The 22,027-nt window shown below is 45.4% G+C and carries 21 protein-coding genes; 9 read left to right on the top strand and 12 right to left on the bottom strand.

What is annotated here, in order from left to right; all coding sequences use genetic code 11:
- Positions 1-36: 36 nt before the first annotated feature.
- The 5 genes from ACUJFK_RS04030 to ACUJFK_RS04010 all read left to right on the top strand — a co-directional run bounded on the left by ACUJFK_RS04030 (position 37) and on the right by ACUJFK_RS04010 (position 4,373).
- A complete protein-coding gene (locus ACUJFK_RS04030) occupies positions 37-1,287 on the top strand; it encodes an HlyD family secretion protein (RefSeq protein WP_445426154.1) in 1,251 nt (416 codons plus the stop codon).
- Between the two features lie 32 nt (positions 1,288-1,319).
- Positions 1,320-1,562 carry a hypothetical protein gene (locus tag ACUJFK_RS04025; protein WP_445426153.1) on the top strand — a complete coding sequence of 81 codons (243 nt, stop codon included), beginning with the start codon at positions 1,320-1,322 and terminating at the stop codon, positions 1,560-1,562.
- A gap of 15 nt (positions 1,563-1,577) precedes the next feature.
- Entirely contained in the window at positions 1,578-1,799 is a 222-nt protein-coding gene (locus ACUJFK_RS04020; RefSeq protein ID WP_445426152.1) for a hypothetical protein, read from the top strand.
- Positions 1,800-1,847: 48 nt separating this feature from the next.
- Complete coding sequence (locus ACUJFK_RS04015) at positions 1,848-2,060, top strand: hypothetical protein (protein ID WP_445426151.1); 213 nt, start codon at positions 1,848-1,850, stop codon at positions 2,058-2,060.
- Positions 2,061-2,279: 219 nt separating this feature from the next.
- Positions 2,280-4,373, top strand: coding sequence for a peptidase domain-containing ABC transporter (locus ACUJFK_RS04010; protein ID WP_445426150.1), 2,094 nt, complete (start codon positions 2,280-2,282; stop codon positions 4,371-4,373).
- 14 nt (positions 4,374-4,387) lie between these two features.
- Here the strand turns inward: ACUJFK_RS04010 and ACUJFK_RS04005 are convergent, their stop codons facing one another.
- Together ACUJFK_RS04005 and ACUJFK_RS04000 are read right to left on the bottom strand one after the other, a co-directional pair.
- Entirely contained in the window at positions 4,388-5,038 is a 651-nt protein-coding gene (locus ACUJFK_RS04005) for a response regulator transcription factor (RefSeq protein ID WP_306177190.1), read from the bottom strand.
- Positions 5,039-5,105: 67 nt separating this feature from the next.
- A complete protein-coding gene (locus tag ACUJFK_RS04000) occupies positions 5,106-7,349 on the bottom strand; it encodes a TonB-dependent receptor (RefSeq protein ID WP_445426149.1) in 2,244 nt (747 codons plus the stop codon).
- Between the two features lie 170 nt (positions 7,350-7,519).
- Here ACUJFK_RS04000 and ACUJFK_RS03995 point away from each other — a divergent pair, with 170 nt between their 5' ends.
- Genes ACUJFK_RS03995 through ACUJFK_RS03985 form a run of 3 tightly spaced genes read left to right on the top strand, consistent with a single transcriptional unit; the run spans position 7,520 to position 10,888 of the window.
- Positions 7,520-8,821 carry a GntP family permease gene (locus ACUJFK_RS03995; protein WP_226749388.1) on the top strand — a complete coding sequence of 434 codons (1,302 nt, stop codon included), beginning with the start codon at positions 7,520-7,522 and terminating at the stop codon, positions 8,819-8,821.
- An 11-nt stretch (positions 8,822-8,832) separates the two neighbouring features.
- Positions 8,833-9,996, top strand: coding sequence for an E22 family MetX-like putative esterase (locus ACUJFK_RS03990; RefSeq protein WP_226749387.1), 1,164 nt, complete (start codon positions 8,833-8,835; stop codon positions 9,994-9,996).
- Between the two features lie 19 nt (positions 9,997-10,015).
- The gene (locus tag ACUJFK_RS03985) at positions 10,016-10,888 is read left to right on the top strand and encodes a substrate-binding periplasmic protein (RefSeq protein ID WP_445426148.1); all 873 of its coding nucleotides are present in this window, start codon (positions 10,016-10,018) and stop codon (positions 10,886-10,888) included.
- Positions 10,889-10,901: 13 nt separating this feature from the next.
- On the opposite strand, the gene ACUJFK_RS03980 is transcribed toward ACUJFK_RS03985, so the two are convergent.
- The 5 genes from ACUJFK_RS03980 to ilvC form a co-directional block, all read right to left on the bottom strand.
- On the bottom strand, positions 10,902-11,942 hold the full coding sequence (locus tag ACUJFK_RS03980; protein ID WP_445426147.1) for an ABC transporter ATP-binding protein: 1,041 nt from the start codon (positions 11,940-11,942) through the stop codon (positions 10,902-10,904).
- Positions 11,942-13,510 carry an ABC transporter permease gene (locus ACUJFK_RS03975; RefSeq protein WP_445426756.1) on the bottom strand — a complete coding sequence of 523 codons (1,569 nt, stop codon included), beginning with the start codon at positions 13,508-13,510 and terminating at the stop codon, positions 11,942-11,944. Before ACUJFK_RS03975 ends, ACUJFK_RS03980 begins: the two co-directional genes overlap by 1 nt.
- Positions 13,511-13,614: 104 nt before the next feature.
- Positions 13,615-14,637 (bottom strand): Fe(3+) ABC transporter substrate-binding protein, encoded by a 1,023-nt coding sequence (locus ACUJFK_RS03970; protein ID WP_306177198.1) that lies wholly within the window; start codon positions 14,635-14,637, stop codon positions 13,615-13,617.
- A gap of 198 nt (positions 14,638-14,835) precedes the next feature.
- Positions 14,836-15,267, bottom strand: coding sequence for a methylglyoxal synthase (locus ACUJFK_RS03965; RefSeq protein ID WP_226749382.1), 432 nt, complete (start codon positions 15,265-15,267; stop codon positions 14,836-14,838).
- 179 nt (positions 15,268-15,446) lie between these two features.
- Complete coding sequence (gene ilvC / locus ACUJFK_RS03960) at positions 15,447-16,928, bottom strand: ketol-acid reductoisomerase (protein ID WP_306177200.1); 1,482 nt, start codon at positions 16,926-16,928, stop codon at positions 15,447-15,449.
- 166 nt (positions 16,929-17,094) lie between these two features.
- On the opposite strand from ilvC, the gene ilvY reads away from it, so the two are divergent.
- Entirely contained in the window at positions 17,095-17,976 is an 882-nt protein-coding gene (gene ilvY / locus ACUJFK_RS03955) for an HTH-type transcriptional activator IlvY (RefSeq protein ID WP_229584865.1), read from the top strand.
- A 49-nt stretch (positions 17,977-18,025) separates the two neighbouring features.
- Here the strand turns inward: ilvY and ACUJFK_RS03950 are convergent, their stop codons facing one another.
- From ACUJFK_RS03950 to petA, 5 genes are all read right to left on the bottom strand, one after another.
- Positions 18,026-18,439, bottom strand: coding sequence for a ClpXP protease specificity-enhancing factor (locus ACUJFK_RS03950; protein ID WP_445426755.1), 414 nt, complete (start codon positions 18,437-18,439; stop codon positions 18,026-18,028).
- 8 nt (positions 18,440-18,447) lie between these two features.
- Positions 18,448-19,086, bottom strand: a complete 639-nt coding sequence (gene sspA, locus ACUJFK_RS03945) for a stringent starvation protein SspA (RefSeq protein ID WP_226749379.1) — start codon at positions 19,084-19,086, stop codon at positions 18,448-18,450.
- Positions 19,087-19,162: 76 nt separating this feature from the next.
- A complete protein-coding gene (locus ACUJFK_RS03940) occupies positions 19,163-19,897 on the bottom strand; it encodes a cytochrome c1 (protein ID WP_226749949.1) in 735 nt (244 codons plus the stop codon).
- A gap of 2 nt (positions 19,898-19,899) precedes the next feature.
- Entirely contained in the window at positions 19,900-21,174 is a 1,275-nt protein-coding gene (locus ACUJFK_RS03935) for a cytochrome b (RefSeq protein WP_306177202.1), read from the bottom strand.
- Positions 21,174-21,764, bottom strand: a complete 591-nt coding sequence (gene petA / locus ACUJFK_RS03930; protein ID WP_229584862.1) for a ubiquinol-cytochrome c reductase iron-sulfur subunit — start codon at positions 21,762-21,764, stop codon at positions 21,174-21,176. The genes ACUJFK_RS03935 and petA overlap by 1 nt, the downstream gene beginning before the upstream one ends.
- Between the last annotated feature and the right edge of the window lie 263 nt (positions 21,765-22,027).

The following is a 22,027-nucleotide window of genomic DNA, read 5'->3' as shown; positions in this document are numbered from 1 at the left end:
CTTAAAAATCACTTTTAATTAACAATAAAATGACAAATGAGCCAGCAGCCTTTATTTAGACAAGCCGCACTGAAACAGCAAGCGCAGCGCTTAGAGGGAGAGGTGGTGATCGCCCAACCGCTCAGTAGCACTGTGCTGACAGTCAGTTTATTAGTGCTGGTTTGCGGTATTGTCATTTTTTTAGCTCAGGCTGACTTTAATCGTAAAGCCACCGTCAATGGTTATTTGCAGCCAGATATGGGTATCGCCAAGGTGCATGCCGCACGTGCAGGAGTGATCAGTGAACTTTATGTTGCAGATGGCGCTATGGTCAGCCAAGGTCAACCGCTACTGTTAGTTAATGTACCGGACTATTTAGCCGAAGGCAGTAGCTTAGTCGGTAGCTTAAGCTTGAGCTTACAACAACAGCAACAATTACTCACCGCTCGACGCGAACAGCTAGTACTGCACTATCAACAGCAGCAACAAGAATTGCAAAGCCGCATGGGTTATCAGCAGGCACTATTGGCTGAACAACAGCAGCAAACCGCCCTGGTTGCCAATCGGCTGCAACTGCAACAACAACGCTTAGATAAGCTGAGCAGCTTGCAAGCAAAAGGCGCCATTAGCGAGCTGGATTGGCAAGTACAACAAGAAAACCTGCTGTTATTAAAACAACAAGTCACTGAACAGCAATTAACGCGGCAAAGTCAGCTCGCCGCACTGTCACAACTTGAGGGTCAGCTGCAGCGTTTACCTACGGAGCAACAGCAGCAACTCGCTTTATTAGAGGCAGAATTTTCACGGCTGCAGCAGCAACAATTAGAGCTACAAGCGCGTAATCAATTGCTGATCACTGCCCCAGTCAGCGGCCGAGTCACCAATTTAGTCGCCGAGCTAGGTAAATATACCCACAGTCATTTACCACTTTTAACTATCTTACCGGAGCAAGCACAGCTCCAAGCTATTTTGCTGGTGCCCACCCGTGCTTTTGGGTTTGTTAGCCCAGGCCAGCGCACTCGCTTACGCTTTGACGCCTTTCCTTATCAGCGTTTTGGTTTATATGAGGGCGAAGTGTTAACAACCGGTGAGGCGATTTTGTTACCGAATGAAGTGGAAATGCCAATTGCTATTCAAGAGCCCGTCTACCGCGTTGCGGTAGCACTGGACTCGCAAGAGATCCGCGCTTACGGCAGCAGCGTCCCGCTGCAATCGGGCATGCTGCTAAGCGCAGATATCGTGCTTGAGCAACGCAGCTTATTAAGCTGGTTGCTAGAGCCGATTTTCAGCCTGAAAGGGCGTCTTTAACCTTAACTGTAATCGTCTCTAGGAGAGATATTATGCAAGAACTTACATTTGAGCAAGTTGAAGAAGTGAGTGGTGGTGGACATTATGGCGCTATCGCAGGAGGCATAGGCGGTGCTGTCACAGGAGCAGCTGGCGGAATGAAAATAGGAGCAACCATAGGTGCAAAAATTGGCGCTGTTGGAGGACCAGCAGGTTCCGTTATTGGAGCAGCAGTTGGAGCGGGCATAGCTGCATTAACAGGAATTATAACTGGTCATCTTCTGACTAAAAATTAACTCAAGGAGAGAAATATGAGAAATTTACAAATTTCTGAGTTAAATCAAGTATCAGGTGGTAATTCCCCAACTAATCTAGCAGCAGGTATCGCGGGAACCACCTCAGGGTTGGCCACTGCAAAAGCCGGTGCTGCTATTGGAGCAAAAATAGGTGGAATTGCAGGTCCTATAGGGCTTGGTGTAGGGATAGTCTTAGGTTCAGTAGTTGGTACATTTGTTTATTTAGCTAACAAATAAACATTAGAAGAAGGTGGCAGCCACCTTCTTCTTCTTAAGGAATTTAAAATGAAAGATTATTTACCAATAACATTTTTAATGCTTTTTTTTATAAGTCTAGGGCTTATAAACATCTTCCAAAAAATAAATGAAGATCTACCACTTACAAAGTTAGATTACATTATCCCAATGATATTTCCTATCGGACTTATATTTATCGCATTTATTATATTAATAGTAAAATTATCTATACCAAAAAATAAAGAAGATAAAGAAAAATAGCAAAGTCGCAATTAAAAAATGCAAAACCTAAACAAAATTCAATTTCGCTTTATACAAAAAACTAAAAAAGTAGATGAGGGAATTATGGACCATATCGATATAAATTCATAAAAATCCAAAAACTCCAACATTAGTTCACTGATCGATCTTAGTCATTTTTTATTAAGCGAGATGCACAACTGTGCTATTCCCATTTAAATTATCTAATAACTTTTTAAAATGATCTACCAATCCGAAGCCGCTGAATGCGGGCTCGCCTGTATGGCGATGATTGCTAACCACCATGGCCATCAGCTGGATCTCACCACGCTGCGCAATCGCTATAGCGTGTCATTTAAAGGTGCGAATTTGCAGCAACTGATGGTGTTGGCTAATCAGTTGAGACTGGCAGGTCGCGCACTTAAATTGGAACTAGAAGATCTCGCTAAGTTAAAAACGCCCTGCATTTTGCATTGGGAAATGAACCACTTTGTGGTGCTGCGTAAAGTGCATCGAAACGGTATTAGTATTCTCGATCCGGCCATGGGAGAACGGCGATTGTCGTTAAAAGAGGTAGATAAAGCCTTCACCGGTGTTGCGCTGGAGCTTACGCCCACCTCAGAATTTAGCCAGGTTGATGAACGGGTAAAACTCAAACTCACCGCCTTTTGGCAAAAAGCCGCTGGCTTATGGCCTTCATTATCTAAACTTTTTATCTTGTCATTATTGTTACAGCTGTTCTTGCTGGCATCCCCTTACTACACCCAACTCGTGGTGGATGAAGTATTAATTAGTCATGATAAGCCATTGCTCATTGTGCTCGCTTTGGGTTTTGGCTTATTAGTGTTAATTCAAGTCGTTACCCAAACGCTGCGTGGTTGGGTGGTGCTGCACTTAGGCTCGGTATTAAGCGTACAAATGGCCACCAATTTAATGCGCCACTTATTACACCTGCCGCTGAGTTATTTTGCTAAACGCCATATGGGCGATGTCGTATCACGCTTTGGCTCGCTGCATGCCGTGCGAGAGTTATTTACCAACAGCTTAGTAGAAGGTGTTATCGACGGTATTATGGCCTTAGCTGTGCTAATTATGATGTATTTATACAGCCCAAAACTGGCGTTAGTGGTGGTGATTGCCGTTATGCTTTATGCCGCTATCCGTTTTCTACTTTATCGCCCACTGCATCAACTGACTGAAACCAGCATTATGGCCAGCGCCAAAGAGCAAACCAACTTTATGGAATCGGTACGCGGCATGCAAAGCATCAAATTGTTTGGGCAACAAGCTCAGCGCTTAAATGTCTGGCAAAATCGCTATGCTGATGCGATTAATCAAAATTACCGTTTAGGCAAATGGCAACTTGGCTGGCAAAGCACCAATCACCTGTTATTTGGCGTTGAAAATGTGCTGGTAGTCTATCTTGCCGCATTAACTGTGATGAGCGGCGACATGACCGTTGGGATGCTATTTGCTTTTATCGCCTATAAAAGTCAGTTTACTAACCGTACCGCAGCGCTGATTGATAAATTGATTGAAATAAAAATGACGCGTTTACATCTCGACCGTTTAGCCGATATTGCCTTAACCGAACAAGAACGAGAGGGCCTGACTAACCCTTACCGAACCATCAGCGGCAATTTGACGCTTACCGATCTGCAGTTTCGCTATGCCAGCAATGAGCCTTGGTTATTTAACCAGTTAAATTTAACCGTGAAAGCTGGCGATAATATTGCCATTATTGGCCCTTCTGGCACGGGCAAAACCACGTTAATGAAATTAATGCTGGGGTTATTAACGGCCGAAAACGGTAAAGTTTTGGTAGATAGCATTGAAATAACACAGCTAGGCTTGCGCCATTACCGCAGTCAAATCGCTGCGGTGATGCAAGACGATCAACTGTTATCCGGTAGTTTGGCAGAAAATATCAGCTTTTTTGATCCCGAGTTAAATATGCAGCAGGTGCATGAGGCGGCCCAATTGGCTGGGATCCATCATGATATCAGTGCCATGCCGATGGGGTATAACAGTTTGGTGGGGGATATGGGCAGTTCCCTGTCGGGTGGCCAAAAACAACGCGTTTTGCTGGCCAGAGCACTGTATCGTAAACCGAAGATTTTGTTTATGGATGAGGCCACCAGCCATTTAGACGTACAATTAGAGCACTATGTTAATCAGGCTATTAAGCAACTTAATATGACGCGTATTATTATCGCGCACCGGCCAGAAACCATATTGAATGCCGCACAGATCTATTTATTACAAGATGGTCAGTTACTAGAGATTACCCAGCAATACAAAGCGCAGTTTCAGCTTGCGACTGAGCCTACCTAACAAAAACGTACTGATTAGTCATACTGTTCAGGTAGTTTTAACTTCTCAAATAAGATACCGGCCAAGGTACGATTATTGACATTAAGTTTGCGCAAAATCGCCGACACATGCTGCTTGATCGTGGTTTCTTGCACATTCATTTCATAGGCAATTTGCTTATTTAACAAACCATCGGCAATCATTTTTAACACCCGAAACTGCTGTGGGGTGAGTTGTTCTAGCCGCTGCGCAAAGTCATGATCAATTAAAGCACGGGCGTTTTTCACATCATCGGCTAACTCGGTGGGTAACCAGGTATCGCCATTGGATACGGCATTAATGGCTTCAGACAATAATTCTAGCGGTGCTGATTTAGGAATATAAGCAGCCGCACCGAGTGCCAGTGCTTGCTTAATAATCACCGGATCTTCTTCTGCAGACACCATGATAACCGGCACATCAGGATATTCTGTACGAAGTGCGGTAAGGCCCGTGAAACCGTCGGAACCTGGCATTTTTAAATCAAGAAAAATAAAGTGAGTATCAGGATGTTGACGGAGTAAGGGCCAAACTTGCTGCATGGTTTGTGCCTGCAACAACAAGGCATCTTTACCTAAAATCGCCGCGCAAGCTTGCGACAGTGCAACGCGGAACAAGGGGTGGTCATCAGCAATAATAGCAATCATAACAATACTTCAGGACAATTTTGCCCATAATGAACCGGGGCTTTCGCCCCGGCAAGGTTTTTCTAGATTAGAAACGATAGCCAACAGTCAAACTTACTGTCCGTGGGTCAATGTAATAACCGGTAATCGTCTGCTCACCCGCTAACAGCGCAAAGTTGTAACCGGCAATACGCGCTTGCTTATCACCTAAGTTTTTACCCTGTAGCGACACATCCCAGAAACCATCATTTGAGTACCAGTTTACGCCGGCATTAATCAAGGTATAGCCGCCGTAATCAAGTACTGAAGGTACTTCAAAAATTTGCGTCGCGCCGCGATACGCTAAGTTAGCATTAAACACTAAGCTACCAAAATCGGTTTCTACGGTGTAACGGCTCGCTAAAGTTGCCGTTAATTCTGGCGTATTAGCAAATCCCCAAACATTAGAGACATCCACCACCGCTTGCGATACTGGGTCAAAGAACTCTACTTTGTTAAACGACGCGTCAATGTAACCGACAATCGCGGTGATTTCCAAATCACGGGTTGCTGCAAATAAGGCTTCCACTTCAGCACCGTTAATATCGGCGCTGGCCGCGTTTAATACTTGCGAGGCAACGTTATTACCTACCGCACGTTGCACGGTAACTTGCATATCTTCATAAGAAGAATGGAAGACCGCCGCATTCATACGTAAACGCTGATCTAACCATTCACTTTTTATACCAAACTCATAGGTATCAACGGTTTCTTCTTGGTATGGGTCGGTGGCGTTAGGGTTAACAATTTCAACCGCACGCATATCAAAACCACCCGATTTAAAGCCATCGGTGTAGCTCACGTAATACATTAAATCATTACTGTACTGGTACTCTGCACCTACACGTGGTGAGAAATGGCTAAAACTTTCGCTACCGCTAAAATCGGTTTGTACTTGTAATAAGGTACCTGGCGCAGCAGCATCACGTGGGCCTTTGTAGCCCAAATACAATCTGCGGTCTAAGGTCGCATCTTTGTCATCTTTGGTGTAACGACCGCCCGCGGTTAACGATAGCTTGTCAGTTAACTCGTAAGTACCTTGAGCATAAGCGGCAATACTGTCGGTGTCTACACAACCGCCATTTTCGACAGTCACACCTGCACCAGCCACAATAACAGTACCGAAGGCACCGCAGGCTTCACCGGTGTAATAATATAAACCCGAGGCCATTTTAAACTTATCGCCACTAAATAATAACTGCAGCTCTTGAGAGGTTTGCTCATCTTCGTAAAACGCCGGTACATCTAAAGACTGTAATGGCGTAGAGTCAAAATCAATATTGGTATCGGTAACACCTTTGCGTCTGGCGGTCACCGATTTCACCGTCCAGTTATCGTTAAGATCCCACGTTAAGGTTAACGATTGACCTTCCGTATCCACTTTGTTGTCAGCGGGCATACTGGTATAGGAGTCATACACGCTGTCAGTTAATGGCTGATTAGGAACCAATAAACTTGGCGTTAAACGAAAGCCGCCTTTTGAATTCGACTTATCGACTGTTTTATCGGCGCTGAAGCGCACGCTAAAATTGTCTGCGGCATTCCACTGCACACTCACACGGCCAGATTGCACATCTTTGTCGTAGTTATCAGCACCGGTATTTAAATAAGTACCAAAACCATCACGGTTAAAGCTGGCAATGGCGCCGCTGACAAATAAGTTATCCGTTAAACCGACCTGGCCCGATACTTTAAAATCTTGCTGATTATCAGTACCGATGGTACCGCGCACAGCAAAAGCCGTATCGCCGGTTAGTTCTTTAGTAACATATTTAACCGCACCACCAATGGTATTACGACCATATAAGGTACCCTGTGGACCACGCAGAACTTCAATGCGTTCTACATCATAAACATCTAAGGCTGCACCTTGCGGGCGAGCCATATATACGTCATCAATGTAAATACCTACGCCAGGCTCAAAACCCCATAACGGATCTTGCTGACCAATACCACGAATATAAGCCGTTAAAGTGCTATTAGTACCGCGTGATACTTGCAAAGTGGTGTTCGGTGAGTATTGCTGAACCGACGTAATATTATCGATACCACGCTGGGCTAATTCTTCTTCACCAAGTGACGTTACTGCCACGGGTACCGTTTGTAAGTTTTCTACTGTGCGTCGAGCAGTCACTTCAATCCGTTCTAATTTTACTTCATCGTCATTGCTGTTGCTTTCTTGAGCGAAAGCAGGCGCCATTAAACAGCTGCTTACGGCTAATGCCAAGAGACTGGGTTGAAAGAAGCGCGGGTAGATCGTTGAAGCTTGCTCAATCTTATTATTCTTGGCCATGGGGCTCTCCTGTTGATTGCAGATGTTGCTGTCTATTTGGAATTATAGATTTGTAAGTTCTTATCCATAGAGTAGCCGTGATCGCAGAAATATTAACCTGTACCTTAGTACTATGGTGAGGCAGAGCAGACTGTATCAGACTAAGAAAAAATAAAAACAAGGATTACTCCATGTTAAGTCTGTTCGGATTATTACTGGGTTTAGGTTTACTCATCGTGTTAACGATGCGCGGCTTCAACCTCTTCATCACCGCCCCACTCTGTGCGCTGTTGGTGGCGTTAACAAACGGTATCCCCTTTTGGCAGCTAAACGATAAGCTCGATTTTGTGCATGGTTATATGGCAGGCTTCTCTAGCTTTGTCGCCGCGTGGTTCCTGATGTTTTTACTCGGCTCCTTATTTGGTAAGTTGATGGAACACAGCGGTGCGGCAGATGCAGTCGCCTTGGCGATTGTCAAACGACTAGGCCATACCCGCGCTGTGTTAGCCATTGTGTTAGCGTGTGCCGTATTAACCTATGGTGGTGTCAGTTTATTTGTCGTGGCTTTTTCTGCTTACCCCATGGCGGTGAGCTTGTTTAAAGGGGCCAATTTACCACGGCGCTTTATTCCAGCCACACTAGCCTTGGGCTCTGTGACCTTTACCATGACGTCAGCAGGCTCTCCAGAAATTCAAAACTGGATCCCAATCCCATATCTTGGCACCACCCCTTACGCTGGGTGGCAAGTCAGCATCATAGTCGCGGTTTTCATGGCGGTTGGCGGCTATTTAGCGCTGATGTGGATGATCAAAAATGCACAAGCAAAGGGTGAGCAATTTGTCAGTCGCGCCAGCGATCCGACGGTTACCGATAAACCGTTACCGCATTGGCTAACGGGGTTAATTCCTTTATTAGTGGTGTTAGTGACCTCATTTTTATTACACGACAGTTTACAGCAAGCAGCCTTAATTATTGCCCTAACCGGTGGTGTCGTTAGTTTGTATTTATTAACCTTCCGTTTTATTCACAACCCTGGCGCGGCTACCAATGAAGGCGTGCTAGGTGCGTTACTCGCTATCGGTAATACCGCTGCCGTTGTCGGTTTTGGCGGTGTGGCTAAGCTAACGCCCGCGTTTAATCAAGTGGTTGAATATATGACGCATTTACCTGGCCCAGAGTTAATTGGTGCGGCGGTCGCGGTCAGTGCCATTGCAGGGTTAACCGGCTCGGCCTCGGGCGGTCAAGTTATTGCGTTACCTGAAATTGCGCCGACTTATTTAGATCGCGGTGTCGATGCCGAACAACTTCACCGTGTCGTGGCGATCTCATCCGGCGCACTCGACTCACTGCCGCATAATGGCTATGTCGTTACGACTATCCGTGCTATCTGTGGCGAATCACATCAAAATGCTTACTGGCCGGTCGCCGTGGTTAGCGTATTGATGCCGGTACTTGGTGTGATATTAGCCATTACCTTGTTTCAATGGTTTTAAGGAAAACAGTTATGCGTTCTATTTATTCTTTGCTGCTAGCCAGCTTATTGCTGTTAAGTAGCTGCAGTTCAGCTGAGCCATTACTCGTTACTAAACAAGCGTTTAGCATTGATAACTTTAAAACCGATAATGGCCAAATTATTCATCCGGTAAAAGTAGGTTGGGAAGCCTATGGCAAGCTTAACGCTGATAAGTCTAATGTGATTCTTATTACACATTTTTTTTCTGGCACGTCGCATGCTGCCGGTAAATATCATGCGGATGACGCCGCACCGGGTTATTGGGATGCGATTATCGGCCCTGGCAAAGCCATTGATACTAATAAGTTTTATGTAATAAGCGTCGACACACTCGTCAATGCTAATGTGTATGATCCTAATGTGATTACCACGGGGCCTGCAACCATCAACCCTGCCACCGGCAAGCCCTGGGGATTAAGCTTTCCCGTTGTCACCGTCGGTGATTTTGTCGAAGTGCAGCGCCATTTATTAGATAGCCTCGGTATTAAAAAACTGCATGCGGTAATTGGTGCATCAATGGGCTCTTTTCAAGCGATTGAATGGGCGGTGCGCTACCCAGAGCGGGTTGAACGCTTATTACCGGTGATTGGCACAGCATACATTGATGCCTGGGCTGCGGTGCGCTTAGAGCGCTGGGCTTACCCTATTAAACACGATCCCGCTTGGAATAAGGGTGATTATTATGAACAAGGTCAGCCCCGTGCCGGTTTAGCCACTGCCGTGGCTTATATTACGCAAGACGCGCTTTATCCAAGCAGTTTTAATGCACGTTTTCCTGCTCCTGCTACAGATCGCGCGCCGCACAATGATATTTTGGCGCCTTTTTCAGCTTGGCAACAGTTGATGGAACAAGCCGCCACGCGTGCCAGTGTGCAAGATGCCAATCATATTCTTTACCTCATTCGAGCATCGCAGTTATTTCGCGCCGGCATGGGCGATAACTGGCAAGCGGCATTAGCCAAAGTGACGGCGAAAACGCTGTTTTTACCGGCGACGGGTGATCAATTATTACTAGCGGAGATGTCGAAACAAAGCGTTGCGGTAATGAATCAAGACAATGCTACTTATGCTGAAATTCCCGGGCAATTTGGTCATTTAGATGGCGTGCTGAATATTAGCGCTGTTGCTGACAAGATCGCGGCATTTTTACGTTAAGCCAACTTTTTCCCTGGAGGTGCGGCTAGTAAAGCGCGCCTTTTTTCTTTGCTCGTGCTCTGCTAAACTCAATTCAGATAACACTGTGTTTACAGGGATAAGCTTTCTTGTGAGTCACTTTTTCGGCAAAATCTCACACTACGTTTTTTTAATAAACAGCCTGCTTTTCTGTTCAAGTCTTTCTGCAACCCCTTTAACTCATAACCCGATAATCTTCGCTAGCAGCGAATATCCGCCACATTATGGTACTGATCTTGTCAAGCAAGGTGTGGTTATTGAGATTGTGCGGCGCGCCTTTGCCAAACAACAACTCAATATTGACGTGGCATTCATGCCTTTTGCCCGCGCGATGCATGATACTAAACAGGGATTGTATTCTGGGGTGATTGCCATTTGGTATACCGAAGCGCGTGCCGAGAAATGGCTGTATTCCGAACCGATTTATGCCAATCACATTGTTTTATTTAAACGCAAAGCGGATTTCAGAGTAAAACAAAATCTTGACACCGTGTTAGCTGGCAATGGCACTTTGGGGTTCGTTACTGGTTATCTGCAACAGCCGTTACTGCAGCAAAGTAACTTGAGTAAAGTCAGTGTGGCTTCTGAAGAGCAACTGTTTAAAATGCTGGCGATGCAACGCGTGGACTTCGTCCCCGCAGATTTGCAAAGTGGCTTATATTTTTTCTCGCGATTACCTGTTGAATTACGGCAATCGGCAATAGATTGGCTGGAGCCAGCATTAGAAATCCACCCCATGCACCTCGCCTTTCCAAAACATCACCCTAATAGCGAATATTTAAAGCAGCAATTCGATCTGGGCTTGCAGGCCTTAAAAGACAGTGGCGAGTTTGCTGAATTACTGCATCAACTTTTGCCAGAGCCGAGCAAGTAACTCAGCCAGATATTTAAGTTAGCCTTGGAAACAGCACCAAGTGATCAAGATCAAGACGAATGCCAATATGCTCGCCAATCGCATGATTGTGATGACTTAGCGCTAAACAATAAACTTGCTCGTTGCCCGCTAACGCCAAGGTATACAGGATGTGCGAACCGCGAAAAGCTTTTTCCAACACAGTAGCTTGAATTGGGCTGTCATCATCATGCACAATGTCATCTGGCCGGATCAGGACATCAACTAAATCATCGGTCTGTACGTCCGTTAAATAACGTTGCCGAAAAACACCTAAACAGGTTTCAACTTGTTGCGCATCTAACATCTTGCCTGGCAACATCACGCCTCGTCCAACAAAGTCAGCCACAAACCGATTAACCGGTCGATGATACAACTCATAAGGGGTAGACCACTGTTGTAACTGGCCTTGTTGCATCACGCCAATCATATCTGCCATTGCAAAGGCTTCAAACTGATCGTGAGTGACTAATACCGCCGTGATATGTAATTGCTTTAAAATGATCCGAATATCCCGCGCTAACACTTCGCGAAACTCGGTATCTAAACTGGAGAAAGGCTCATCCAGTAATAACACCTTGGGCTCAGGAGCAAGGGCTCGGGCCAATGCCACCCGCTGTTGTTGACCGCCGGATAATTGATGAATATACCGTTTGCCCAGATCGGGCAAACCCACTAGCTGTAATAAACGGCTGACTTTCTCTGCTTTTTGCGCTTTATTAAAATCTTTTAAGCCAAAGGCAATGTTATCGGCAACAGTTAAATGGGGAAATAACGCAAAATCTTGAAACACCATGCCCACTTTGCGTAATTCAGGCGCCAACTGAGTTGTGCTATTACTCACCTGTTGACCTTGCAAGCGGATCACACCCGAGGCCGGCGCTTCAAAACCGGCAATTGCGCGTAAAATAGTGGTTTTACCACAACCAGAAGGGCCCACTAAACAGCCAATTTGGCCTTGGGCTAAAGTCAATGAAATGTCATTGACCACTTTATGAGGGCCATAAGCGACAGCCAGTTGCTCTAATGCCAACATTATTTGTTTCCTCGCATACGTTGCTCAGTGGAACGCGCTAAAATAATCACAGGTAACAGCCCCACCAATACAATAGCCAACGCAGGTAAGGCCGCTTCGGCTAAGCGCTCATCAGAAGCTAATTCATGCGCTCTCACCGCTAAGGTATTAAAATTAAAAGGTCGTAATAACAGCGTTGCGGGCAATTCTTTGAGTACATCAACAAACACCAGCAACAACGCTGTTAACACGCTACTGCGTAACAACGGTACATGCACGCGCCGCAGCACCTGCCAAGGCCCTAAACCTAAAGACCGCGCGGCATTATCCATATTAGGCTTTATTCGCGCTAAACCGGCTTCAATACCATGTAATGACACTGCCAAAAAACGCACACTGTAAGCTAACAGCAGCGCAAAAATAGTACCGGAAAACAGTAAACCGGTGCGGACACCAAACCATTGCTCGGCAAGTAAATCGATCCGTTGATCAAACCATGCCAAGGGGATCATCACGCCAATGGCAATGACCGTGCCAGGAACCGCATAGCCCAGCGCGGCTAATTGTACCGGGAATCGCACTAAAGGATCGTCGCGTAAACGTCGCGCATAAGCAAACAATAACGCCAGCAGTACCGACAACAAAGCCGCCGCCGCGGCCAAAGAAAAACTATTCCAAACTAATTGCCAAAAAGCACTATCCAAGGTGCGGTGCCAATTGCCAAGCGCCCAACTGGCTAACTGCCATGCCGGTAACAGAAAACCCAATAATACCGGCAGAGTGCACAACAGCAGAAATAAACATTGCCGAGCAAAGCTTACTTGGCGTAATGCCGCAGCACTGTGTTTTTGACCTTGATGATAATAACGCACTTTGCGCCGTGACCATTTCTCTAACAACAATAAAAACAGCACAAAACTGGTTAACAGCGCGGCGAGTTGCGCGGCGGCTAACGCATTACCCATCCCAAACCAGGTTCGAAAAATCCCCGTGGTAAAGGTAGGCACGCCAAAATATTGCACGGTGCCATAGTCGGCAAAGGCTTCCATCATCGCTAATGCCATCCCGGTTAAAATCGCCGGGCGCGCTAAAGGTAACGCGACTTGCCAAAAATGCTGCCGCGGCGTTAAACCTAAGGTGCGGCTCGCCTCAGATAACGACGCCGACTGCTCAGAAAAAGCATTACGTGCCAACATATAAACATAAGGATATAACACTAATGACAGCATCAATATCGCCCCACCCAACGAGCGGATCTCAGGAAACCAATAATCACCGTAAGACCAATCGAAAGTGTGACGTAATTGCTGCTGCACAGGGCCAGCAAAGTCAAGCATGCCGGTATAAGTGTAAGCAATGATATAAGCGGGAACGGCTAAGGGTAATAACAATAACCAGTCGAGATAACGTCGGCCAATAAATTGATATTGGCTAATCAGCCAAGCAGCGCCGGTGCCAATCGTTAAGGCACCTAAACCGGTTCCGCCAGCTAACAACAGGGAATTGAGAACATAATCAGGCAGAACGGTTTGGCGCAAATGCTGCCAAACCGCTGTTTGCCAAGAGAATAAACTGGCGAATACCATCATTACCGGCAGCGCCAACAACAAGGCGGGCAGTAATACTGCCCAGCGCCAACGATTAAACAGCGGTATTCTGAACAACGATGACGGCTCCTACTACGACGGGTAGTTTAACGCCAGCCAGCGCGGTCCATCACCCGGATCGCTTCGGCATTAAACTCGCCTAACTGTTCTAACGGTAACTCATCGGCTTTGAAGCGACCAAATTGCTCTAGCACTTTACTGATGTTAACGTCACTACGAACAGGGTATTCATTATTGACGTCAGCATACCAGTGCTGCGCTTCTGGCTCTACCATATATTCTAGCAATTTCAGCGCATTCGCTTTATTAGGAGCAAAAGCGGCTACACCCGCGCCTGAAATATTAATATGTACGCCATTATCTTGCTGATTAGGCCAGAAAATACGCATTTTTGCTGCCGCCGCTTGTTCAGCGGGATCAGTTAACATACCGGCTAAGTAGTAAGTGTTGGCTAAAGCGATATCACATACACCCGCTGCTGCGGCTTTGATTTGATCACGATCGCCACCCTGTGGTGGACGTGCAAAATTGGCCACTAACCCTTTAGCCCACTGCTCGGCTACCGCAGCGCCATCATGTGCAATAATAGAAGCAACATGAGATTGGTTATAGATGTTATTTGAAGAACGCACGCAAATTTTACCTTTCCACTTCGGATCAGCGAGATCTTCCATAGTCGATAATTGTGCCGGATCTACCTTCCCCTCAACATACATAATGGGCCGAGCTCGAACGGTTAAGCCATACCAAACACCGGCAGTATCACGTAATGTGCTAGGAATAGCGCTCACTAATTTGTCTGAGGTAACACCTTGCAATACCCCCTGCTCTTTCGCTCGGGTTAAACGGCCGACATCGGTCGTCAGAAGTAAATCAGCTGGGCTATTGCGGCCTTCACTACGCATACGCGTAATCAATTCATCGGCATTACCCGTAATTAAATTAACCTTAATACCCGTTTGTACGGTAAAGGTATCCAGTAAAGGCTTGATCAGTTCTTCTTGCCGCGCAGAGTACACATTGACTTCATCGGCATAGGCCGCAGCAGTATGGAATAAACAAGAAGTAAGACCGGCAGCAACTAACAGGGTGACAGAATTGAATTTCATTACAGCTCCACGAGATGATGATCCTAAGGCGCACATCTAAACACAAATAATAACAATTCGCAATAAGTACATATTGGTTTGAAGCTAAATTCACCACGAAAGCACTTAACTTCAAGGCTAAAGCACCCCAATAAAATAGCCCTGTCATGACAGGGCTATAACAAAGAATGCATCACTTGGCTTGCTCGCTTACCGAAACTAGCTCTTTTGCAGCCGATTATTGTGCTGCTGAAAATCAGGCACTGAACGCTGATAATCTTGCTGGTAAAGACTTGAATGTACGATAAAATCCGCTGTGGCGACATTACAAGCCACCGGAATATTCCATACTACCGCTAAACGAATTAACGCTTTAACATCAGGATCATGTGGCTGTGATGACAAGGGATCCCAAAAAAATATCAGCCAATCAATGTGTTGTTCCGCAATTAAAGCACCGATTTGTTGATCGCCACCCAGCGGACCACTGGCCATACATCGTACCGGTTGTTGTAACTTTTCACTGATCAGCTTTCCGGTGGTACCGGTTGCAATAAGTTGTTTATCGGCAAAAAAAGACTGATGTTTTTCGATCCATTCGAGTAATGCAGCTTTTTTACCGTCATGTGCTACCAATGCGATTGTTTTCATGATTATTCTCCAGTACTTAGCGTATTAGCATACTCAGTTTAAAACAAACAGGCAAAAAAAAGCCCCGACAAGCGGGGCAAAACAACCAAGGTCCACGTATAACATCATTATTGGTCTGGTATTAACTGCAACACTGCTGCAAATTAATCACCACTAACCACTTCATTCAGGGAGACGAATTAATTCGCCTCAACAATTCGTTTCATTGCCGTCATATAACCGCGTAATTTCTTACCAACCACTTCTACCGGGTGTTGGCGAATGGCTTCATTTACAGCGATAAGTTTTAAGTTATCAACGCCATTTTGGCTGCTGCTTAAACCTTTACCAATCAGTTCACTGCTCATGGCGTTTACTGTATCGCGTAACAGTGGAATAGCAGCGTGCGCAAACAAGTAATTACCATATTCAGCGGTATCTGAAATGACCACGTTCATTTCGTATAAACGCTTGCGCGCAATAGTATTAGCGATCAGCGGCGTCTCATGTAAAGACTCGTAGTAAGCCGATTCAGCGATAATTCCTGCATCAACCATCGTCTCGAAAGCCAATTCTACGCCGGCTTTTACCATGGCAACCAGTAAGATGCCGCGGTCAAAAAACTCTTGTTCAGCGATTTTTTCATCCGACACGGGTGCTTGTTCAAAACCGCTGTCTAAGGTTTGTTCACGCCAAGTCAGTAAGTTTTTGTCATCATTATGCCAATCGGCCATCATGGTGCGTGAAAACTCACCGCTGATGATATCGTCCATATGTTTTTCAAATAATGGCCGTAAAGTCAGTTTTAACTCTTCTGCTAAATCAAAGGCTTTTAACTTCGCCGGATTGCTCAAACGGTCCATCATGTTGGTGATGCCGCCGTGTTTCAGCGCTTCGGTAATGGTTTCCCAGCCAAATTGAATTAATTTTGCTGCGTAGCCGCTTTCCATGCCATCTGCCACCATCTTGTCGAACGCTAAGATGGCACCTGTTTGTAACATGCCGCACAGGATGGTTTGTTCACCCATTAAGTCAGATTTAACTTCCGCAACGAATGACGATTCCAACACACCAGCACGATCTCCACCGGTAGCCGAAGCGTAAGCCTTAGCAATTTCTAAACCTTGGCCTTTAGGATCATTCTCTGGATGCACGGCAATTAAAGTAGGTACACCAAAGCCACGTTTGTACTCTTCCCGTACTTCAGTACCAGGGCACTTAGGCGCAACCATCACTACAGTGATATCCGGACGAATTTGCTTACCTTCTTCAACAATATTAAAGCCATGTGAATAAGCTAAGGTTGCACCTTGCTTCATCAGTGGCATTACCGCATCAACCACGCTGCTGTGCTGCTTGTCTGGTGTTAAGTTTAAAACTAAATCCGCTGCTGGAATTAATTCTTGATAAGTGCCTACTTTAAAGCCATTGCTGCTGGCTTTTTGAAACGAGGCGCGCTTTTCAGCAATCGCTTCAGCACGCAAAGCATAACTAATGTTTAAGCCAGAATCGCGCATGTTTAAGCCTTGGTTTAGGCCTTGCGCACCGCAACCTACGATAACAATGTTCCAGTCTTTAATTAAAGCGCATCCGTTAGCAAACTCGGCTTTGTCCATAAAACGACAACGGCCTAATTGACTTAATTGCTGACGTAAATTTAAGGTATTAAAGTAGTTACTCATAATGTTCTCGGAATTCTTAGTCTGTCTCAGCCACGCTGAGCAGTAGCAGTATGCTGCGGCCTTATTGCCCTGTACTGCTTTAATGAACTCAGTTTAACTACAGACGTATATTGCGTGAAGTGATATATTTTCAATTCTGTATTTCATTTGTTGCAACAGAGGCATTATGGACCTACGCAGTGCTCAGCTTTTTTTACATTTAGCATCTAGCCTAAACTTTGCTAAAACCAGCGAGCAAATGTTTGTTAGCCCCTCAACATTAACGCGCGTGATCCAACGTTTAGAGGATGAACTTGATACCTGTTTATTTGAACGAGACAAACGCTCAGTTCACTTAACGGCTGCCGGTGAGCGAGTGCAACGTTTTGTGCGCGTATGGTTGGATGAATGGCATCAATTACAACTAGACTTGCAACTGGCGAGTGCAGAATTAAGCGGCACTATCCGGATTTTTTGTACAGTGACAGCCAGTTACAGTCACCTGCCTGCTTTACTCGATAAGTTTCGCTTGCAATGCCCAAAAGCTGAAATCCAATTAACCACCGGCGATGCCGCCTCGGCCATAGAGCGGATCCGTGCAGATGAAGCTGATGTGGCAATAGCCGCTTATCCTGAGTCCTTTCCTGCTAATTTATTTTTTCAAAGTATTGCGAGTATCCCTGTTTACTTAATTGCACCGGTGATCCCTTGTAAAGTCAATGATTTGCTTAATCAACAACCTATTGCTTGGAACAGTGTGCCGATGATTTTGCCTGAACATGGCCCTGCCCGCAGTCGTTTTAACCAATGGTTACTGGATAAAGGCATCAGCCCGAATATTATTGCCAAGGTAGATGGACATGAAGCGATGGTATCGATGGTGGCACTAGGTAGTGGTATTACTATTGTGCCTGAGCCCGTATTTCAGCATAGCCCAGTACGGGATCGCGTAAGAATTTTAGAAACAAATTATGCTTACAAAGCATTGGATTTAGGGGTTTGTATGCTGCAGAAGCGACGGCTAGAGCCGTTAATTGCTGCATTTTGGCAGCTAGCACTGAAAAAGTGAGTGGCGATTTCAGGTGGTTTACCCACCTGAAATACCGTTTAACCGCTTATTACTTAATAACTTTAAGATGACTACCCCGACCAGGCTTTGGTGGCTCTGGGGTTGGTTCATCATCTAATGATTCTGGCAGGAAATCCTGCTCATCTTCATCGTCTTCTTCTAAGGTAAATACCGTACCTGCACCGTTTTCACGGGCATAAATCGCCAGTACCGCTTTTACCGGCACCGACAAAGCAAAGGGTTGCCCACCAAAGCGTGCATTAAAGGTGACAACGTCATTACCCAGTTGCAAATTACCCACCGCTGACGGCAGTACATTTAAGACAATTTGACCATTTTGCACAAATTGTTGTGGCACACGCACATCTGGATAGTTGGCATCTACCACCAAATAAGGTGTGCATTTGTTATCAATTATCCAGTCGTAAAACGCCCGTAACAAATAAGGGCGATTTGGTGTCATTTTTTGCATTACAGCTTAAGTCCCTTGCGGATCTCACGCTCTGCCTCAGTTAATGAAGCTTGGAAAGCGTCGCGTTCAAATATACGGGTCATGTAGGTTTTTAATTGCTTACTACCTGTGCCGTTTAATTCAATACCTAGTAAAGGTAAACGCCATAATAAGGCCGCCATGTAGCAATCGACTAAACCAAATTCTTCACTCATAAAAAACGGCGCTTCGCTAAATAAAGGCGCAATCGACAATAAGCCTTCTTTAAGTTCTTGTCTGGCAATAGCGGCATCTTCATGATCGTTTAATACCTTGTCAGCTAAGCTATACCAATCATTTTTAATGCGATACATCATCAGGCGAGCCTGACCCCGAGCGACCGGATAAACAGGCATCAATGGCGGGTGAGGAAAACGCTCATCCAAGTATTCCATAATGATGTCAGCTTGATAAAGCGCAAGTTCACGATCTAATAAAGTGGGCAGACTACCGTATGGATTCACTTCATACAGGTCTTCTGGCACGTTGTCTGGTGTTACCTGAAGGATATCAACAGTAACTCCTTTTTCTGCTAGCACGATACGGACCTGATGGCTGAACATATCGTCAACTGCTGAAAACAGTGTCATCACAGGGCGTTTATTGGCAATGATCGCCATGTATTCCTCCGGTTAATTTAGAAACAGCAAAGGGGCACTAAGGCCCCTGAGTACAGCTTAATGTATAACTGATATATTATTCGACATCTTTCCAATATTCTTTTTTCAGGAAATACGCCAGAACAAAGAAAATCAGTAGGAATATCATAACCTTAATGCCTAAGGCATGTGATTCAAGCTTGCTAGGTTCGCCAGAATAGACCAAGTAGTTGACTAAATCACCTACCGCACGATCGTATTCTTCGGTACTTAATTCACCCGAGCCATCAGTACGAATACCAACATACACTTCTGTTGGTTGACCATCGACTAAACGTGTCTCATAAGCACGGTAAGGAACACCTTGTAACTCTTGTAGTACATGAGGCATACCCACTAATGGGAATACTTTGTTATTCACACCAAATGGGCGGCTTTCATCAACGTAGAAAGTACGAAGATAAGTGTAAACCCAATCAGCACCACGCACTCGAGCCACGTTGGTTAAGTCAGGTGGCAATACACCAAAAGAAGTTTGCGCATAATCAGCCGGCATAGAGTTGGTAATATGATCACCTAACTTTTCACCGGTAAACATTAAATGTTCCATACCTAAATCTTCAGGGATCCCTAAATCTTTAAAGGTACGAGAATAACGCTGATACTGCATTTGATGGCAGCCTAAGCAGTAATTCTGGAACAACTTGGCGCCATTTTGTAATGAAGCCTGATCACGCAGATCAACAGGTGCTTTATCAAGCGGAATGCTTGGCCCGGCAGCGATTGCCAGCGATGAAGCAAACAAGGCGACCGCAGAAAGTAACGTTCTCATCATTATGTTAACCTCACTGGCAATGGCTTGGTTTTCTCATTTTTACTGTATAACCACAGCAAGCCGAAGAAGGCAAAATAGGTGAATGAGAAAAATTGTGAAAATAAGGTGTAAGTTGGTGTTGCGGGTAATACACCCAACACACCTAAAGCAACAAAGCTGATACAGAACACCACTAGATTCCAGCGATGTAACTCACAACGGTAACGCACTGAACGTACGGTGCCACGGTCAATCCACGGTAATAATGCTAACGCGATAATCGCAGCAAACATCGCTACTGCCCCCAGCAATGGGTCAGGAATAGCCCGTAAAATGGCATAAAACGGTGTGAAGTACCAAACCGGTGCAATATGGTCAGGTGTCTTCATCGGGTTGGCCACTTCAAAATTTGGCTTCTCTAAGAAGTAACCACCGCCTTCTGGCGCAAAGAAAATAACAAAAGCAAAAATCAGTAAGAAACCGGCCACGCCCACTAAATCTTTTACCGTGTAGTATGGGTGGAACGGGATAGCATCAACGATAATCTTCTTACCACCACGAGTGAAATACTGGTGGAAGGTAAATTTCTTATCTGCTGCAGTTTGCTCAACGCTACCATCGTTGTCGCGTTTAATGTCGATACCATCTGGGTTGTTCGAACCCACTTCGTGTAAAGCCATGATGTGTAAAAACACTAAGATGACTAAAACTAAAGGTAAGGCGATAACATGTAAGGCGAAGAAACGGTTTAAGGTAGCACCTGAGATAACGTAGTCACCACGGATCCACAAGGTTAAATCATCACCGACAAACGGGATAACCCCGAAAATAGAGATAATAACTTGCGCACCCCAGTATGACATTTGACCCCATGGCAGCATATAACCCATGAAGGCTTCTGCCATCAGCACTAAGAAAATCAGCATACCGAAAATCCACAGTAATTCCCGTGGCTTCTGATAAGAACCGTACATCATGCCACGTAGCATGTGTAGATAAACCACCACAAAGAACGCCGAAGCGCCCGTGGAGTGCATATAACGTAACAACCAGCCGTATTCCACATCACGCATGATGTATTCAACAGAGGCGAAGGCACCTTCGGCAGAAGGAACGTAATTCATAGTCAACCAAACACCCGTCAGGATCTGGTTAACCAGAACTAGAATGGCAAGCGAACCAAAAAAGTACCAGAAGTTAAAATTCTTTGGCGCTGGATATTGCACTACGTGCAAATTCATCTTATCCATAAAGGGTAAGCGATATTCAATCCAGCTCATCATATTTTTAAACATTAGACAGTCCCCTCGTCTTCACCAATTAATATGGTGTTGTCGTCAACGTACATGTACGGAGGAATTACCAAGTTAGCGGGTGCAGGTACGCCTTGGAAAACACGACCGGCCATATCAAATTTAGAACCATGACATGGGCAGAAGAAACCTGAGCGAATGCCTTCAGTTTGTGCGGCAAAGTCATCTGGCAAGTAGGTAGGAGAACAGCCTAAGTGCGTACAAATACCGACAGCAACAAGGATCTCAGGCTTGATTGAACGATGACGATTCTGAGCGTAAGCAGGTTGTTGTTCCACCTCTGAACCCGGATCACGTAAACGGTCTTCAGTTTCAGCTAGCTGAGCTAACATTTGTTCGGTACGTTTAACGATCCAAACAGGTTTGCCACGCCATTCAACACGAATCAGCTGACCAGGTTCGAGTTTGCTAATGTCTGCACTTACTGCAGCACCAGCTTGTTTCGCCCTCTCACTCGGATTCCAGGACGCAATAAAGGGCACAGCAACTCCTATGGCACCGACGCCCCCTACTACAGAGGTCGCAATGGTAAGGAAGCGGCGGCGACCATGATCTACAGGCGCATTGCTCATCCACTCATCTCCACATTAAACACTTAAACGATTAAAATTTAAGCGGCTGAAATTCAGCAATTATTATAAGTACACAAATATGTTCGATCATAATGAAAAGCCTTGCTTTACACAAGGATTAAGGCGAACTGAATGGCTAATATCTTAGTCTTAGTCATGCTTTAACAGTAATCCTTAGCATACAGTTGTGCAGCAAAAGCAGTAAAACAGGGGTAATTAACTTTATTTTTCGCGTTAGTTTAAATCTTAGCCAGTCTGGCTGC

Source organism: Alishewanella sp. HL-SH06 (genome assembly GCF_052656265.1).
This window is presented reverse-complemented; position numbering and strand designations above follow the sequence as displayed.

Excerpts from the sequence above, each read along its gene's own strand:
- ACUJFK_RS04005 (WP_306177190.1), bottom strand. The coding sequence starts at position 5,038 with ATGATTGCTATTATTGCTGATGACCACCCCTTGTTCCGCGTTGCACTG.
- ACUJFK_RS03935 (WP_306177202.1), bottom strand. The coding sequence starts at position 21,174 with ATGTTTAAAAATATGATGAGCTGGATTGAATATCGCTTACCCTTTATG.
- ACUJFK_RS03980 (WP_445426147.1), bottom strand. The coding sequence starts at position 11,942 with ATGTTGGCATTAGAGCAACTGGCTGTCGCTTATGGCCCTCATAAAGTG.
- ACUJFK_RS03990 (WP_226749387.1), top strand. The coding sequence starts at position 8,833 with ATGCGTTCTATTTATTCTTTGCTGCTAGCCAGCTTATTGCTGTTAAGT.
- ACUJFK_RS04020 (WP_445426152.1), top strand. The coding sequence starts at position 1,578 with ATGAGAAATTTACAAATTTCTGAGTTAAATCAAGTATCAGGTGGTAAT.
- ACUJFK_RS03950 (WP_445426755.1), bottom strand. The coding sequence starts at position 18,439 with ATGACACCAAATCGCCCTTATTTGTTACGGGCGTTTTACGACTGGATA.
- ACUJFK_RS03975 (WP_445426756.1), bottom strand. The coding sequence starts at position 13,510 with ATGATGGTATTCGCCAGTTTATTCTCTTGGCAAACAGCGGTTTGGCAG.
- ACUJFK_RS04030 (WP_445426154.1), top strand. The coding sequence starts at position 37 with ATGAGCCAGCAGCCTTTATTTAGACAAGCCGCACTGAAACAGCAAGCG.
- ACUJFK_RS03995 (WP_226749388.1), top strand. The coding sequence starts at position 7,520 with ATGTTAAGTCTGTTCGGATTATTACTGGGTTTAGGTTTACTCATCGTG.
- ACUJFK_RS04000 (WP_445426149.1), bottom strand. The coding sequence starts at position 7,349 with ATGGCCAAGAATAATAAGATTGAGCAAGCTTCAACGATCTACCCGCGC.
- ACUJFK_RS03970 (WP_306177198.1), bottom strand. The coding sequence starts at position 14,637 with ATGAAATTCAATTCTGTCACCCTGTTAGTTGCTGCCGGTCTTACTTCT.
- ilvC (WP_306177200.1), bottom strand. The coding sequence starts at position 16,928 with ATGAGTAACTACTTTAATACCTTAAATTTACGTCAGCAATTAAGTCAA.
- ACUJFK_RS03940 (WP_226749949.1), bottom strand. The coding sequence starts at position 19,897 with ATGAGAACGTTACTTTCTGCGGTCGCCTTGTTTGCTTCATCGCTGGCA.
- ACUJFK_RS04025 (WP_445426153.1), top strand. The coding sequence starts at position 1,320 with ATGCAAGAACTTACATTTGAGCAAGTTGAAGAAGTGAGTGGTGGTGGA.
- sspA (WP_226749379.1), bottom strand. The coding sequence starts at position 19,086 with ATGGCGATCATTGCCAATAAACGCCCTGTGATGACACTGTTTTCAGCA.
- ACUJFK_RS04010 (WP_445426150.1), top strand. The coding sequence starts at position 2,280 with ATGATCTACCAATCCGAAGCCGCTGAATGCGGGCTCGCCTGTATGGCG.
- ACUJFK_RS04015 (WP_445426151.1), top strand. The coding sequence starts at position 1,848 with ATGAAAGATTATTTACCAATAACATTTTTAATGCTTTTTTTTATAAGT.
- ilvY (WP_229584865.1), top strand. The coding sequence starts at position 17,095 with ATGGACCTACGCAGTGCTCAGCTTTTTTTACATTTAGCATCTAGCCTA.
- petA (WP_229584862.1), bottom strand. The coding sequence starts at position 21,764 with ATGAGCAATGCGCCTGTAGATCATGGTCGCCGCCGCTTCCTTACCATT.
- ACUJFK_RS03965 (WP_226749382.1), bottom strand. The coding sequence starts at position 15,267 with ATGAAAACAATCGCATTGGTAGCACATGACGGTAAAAAAGCTGCATTA.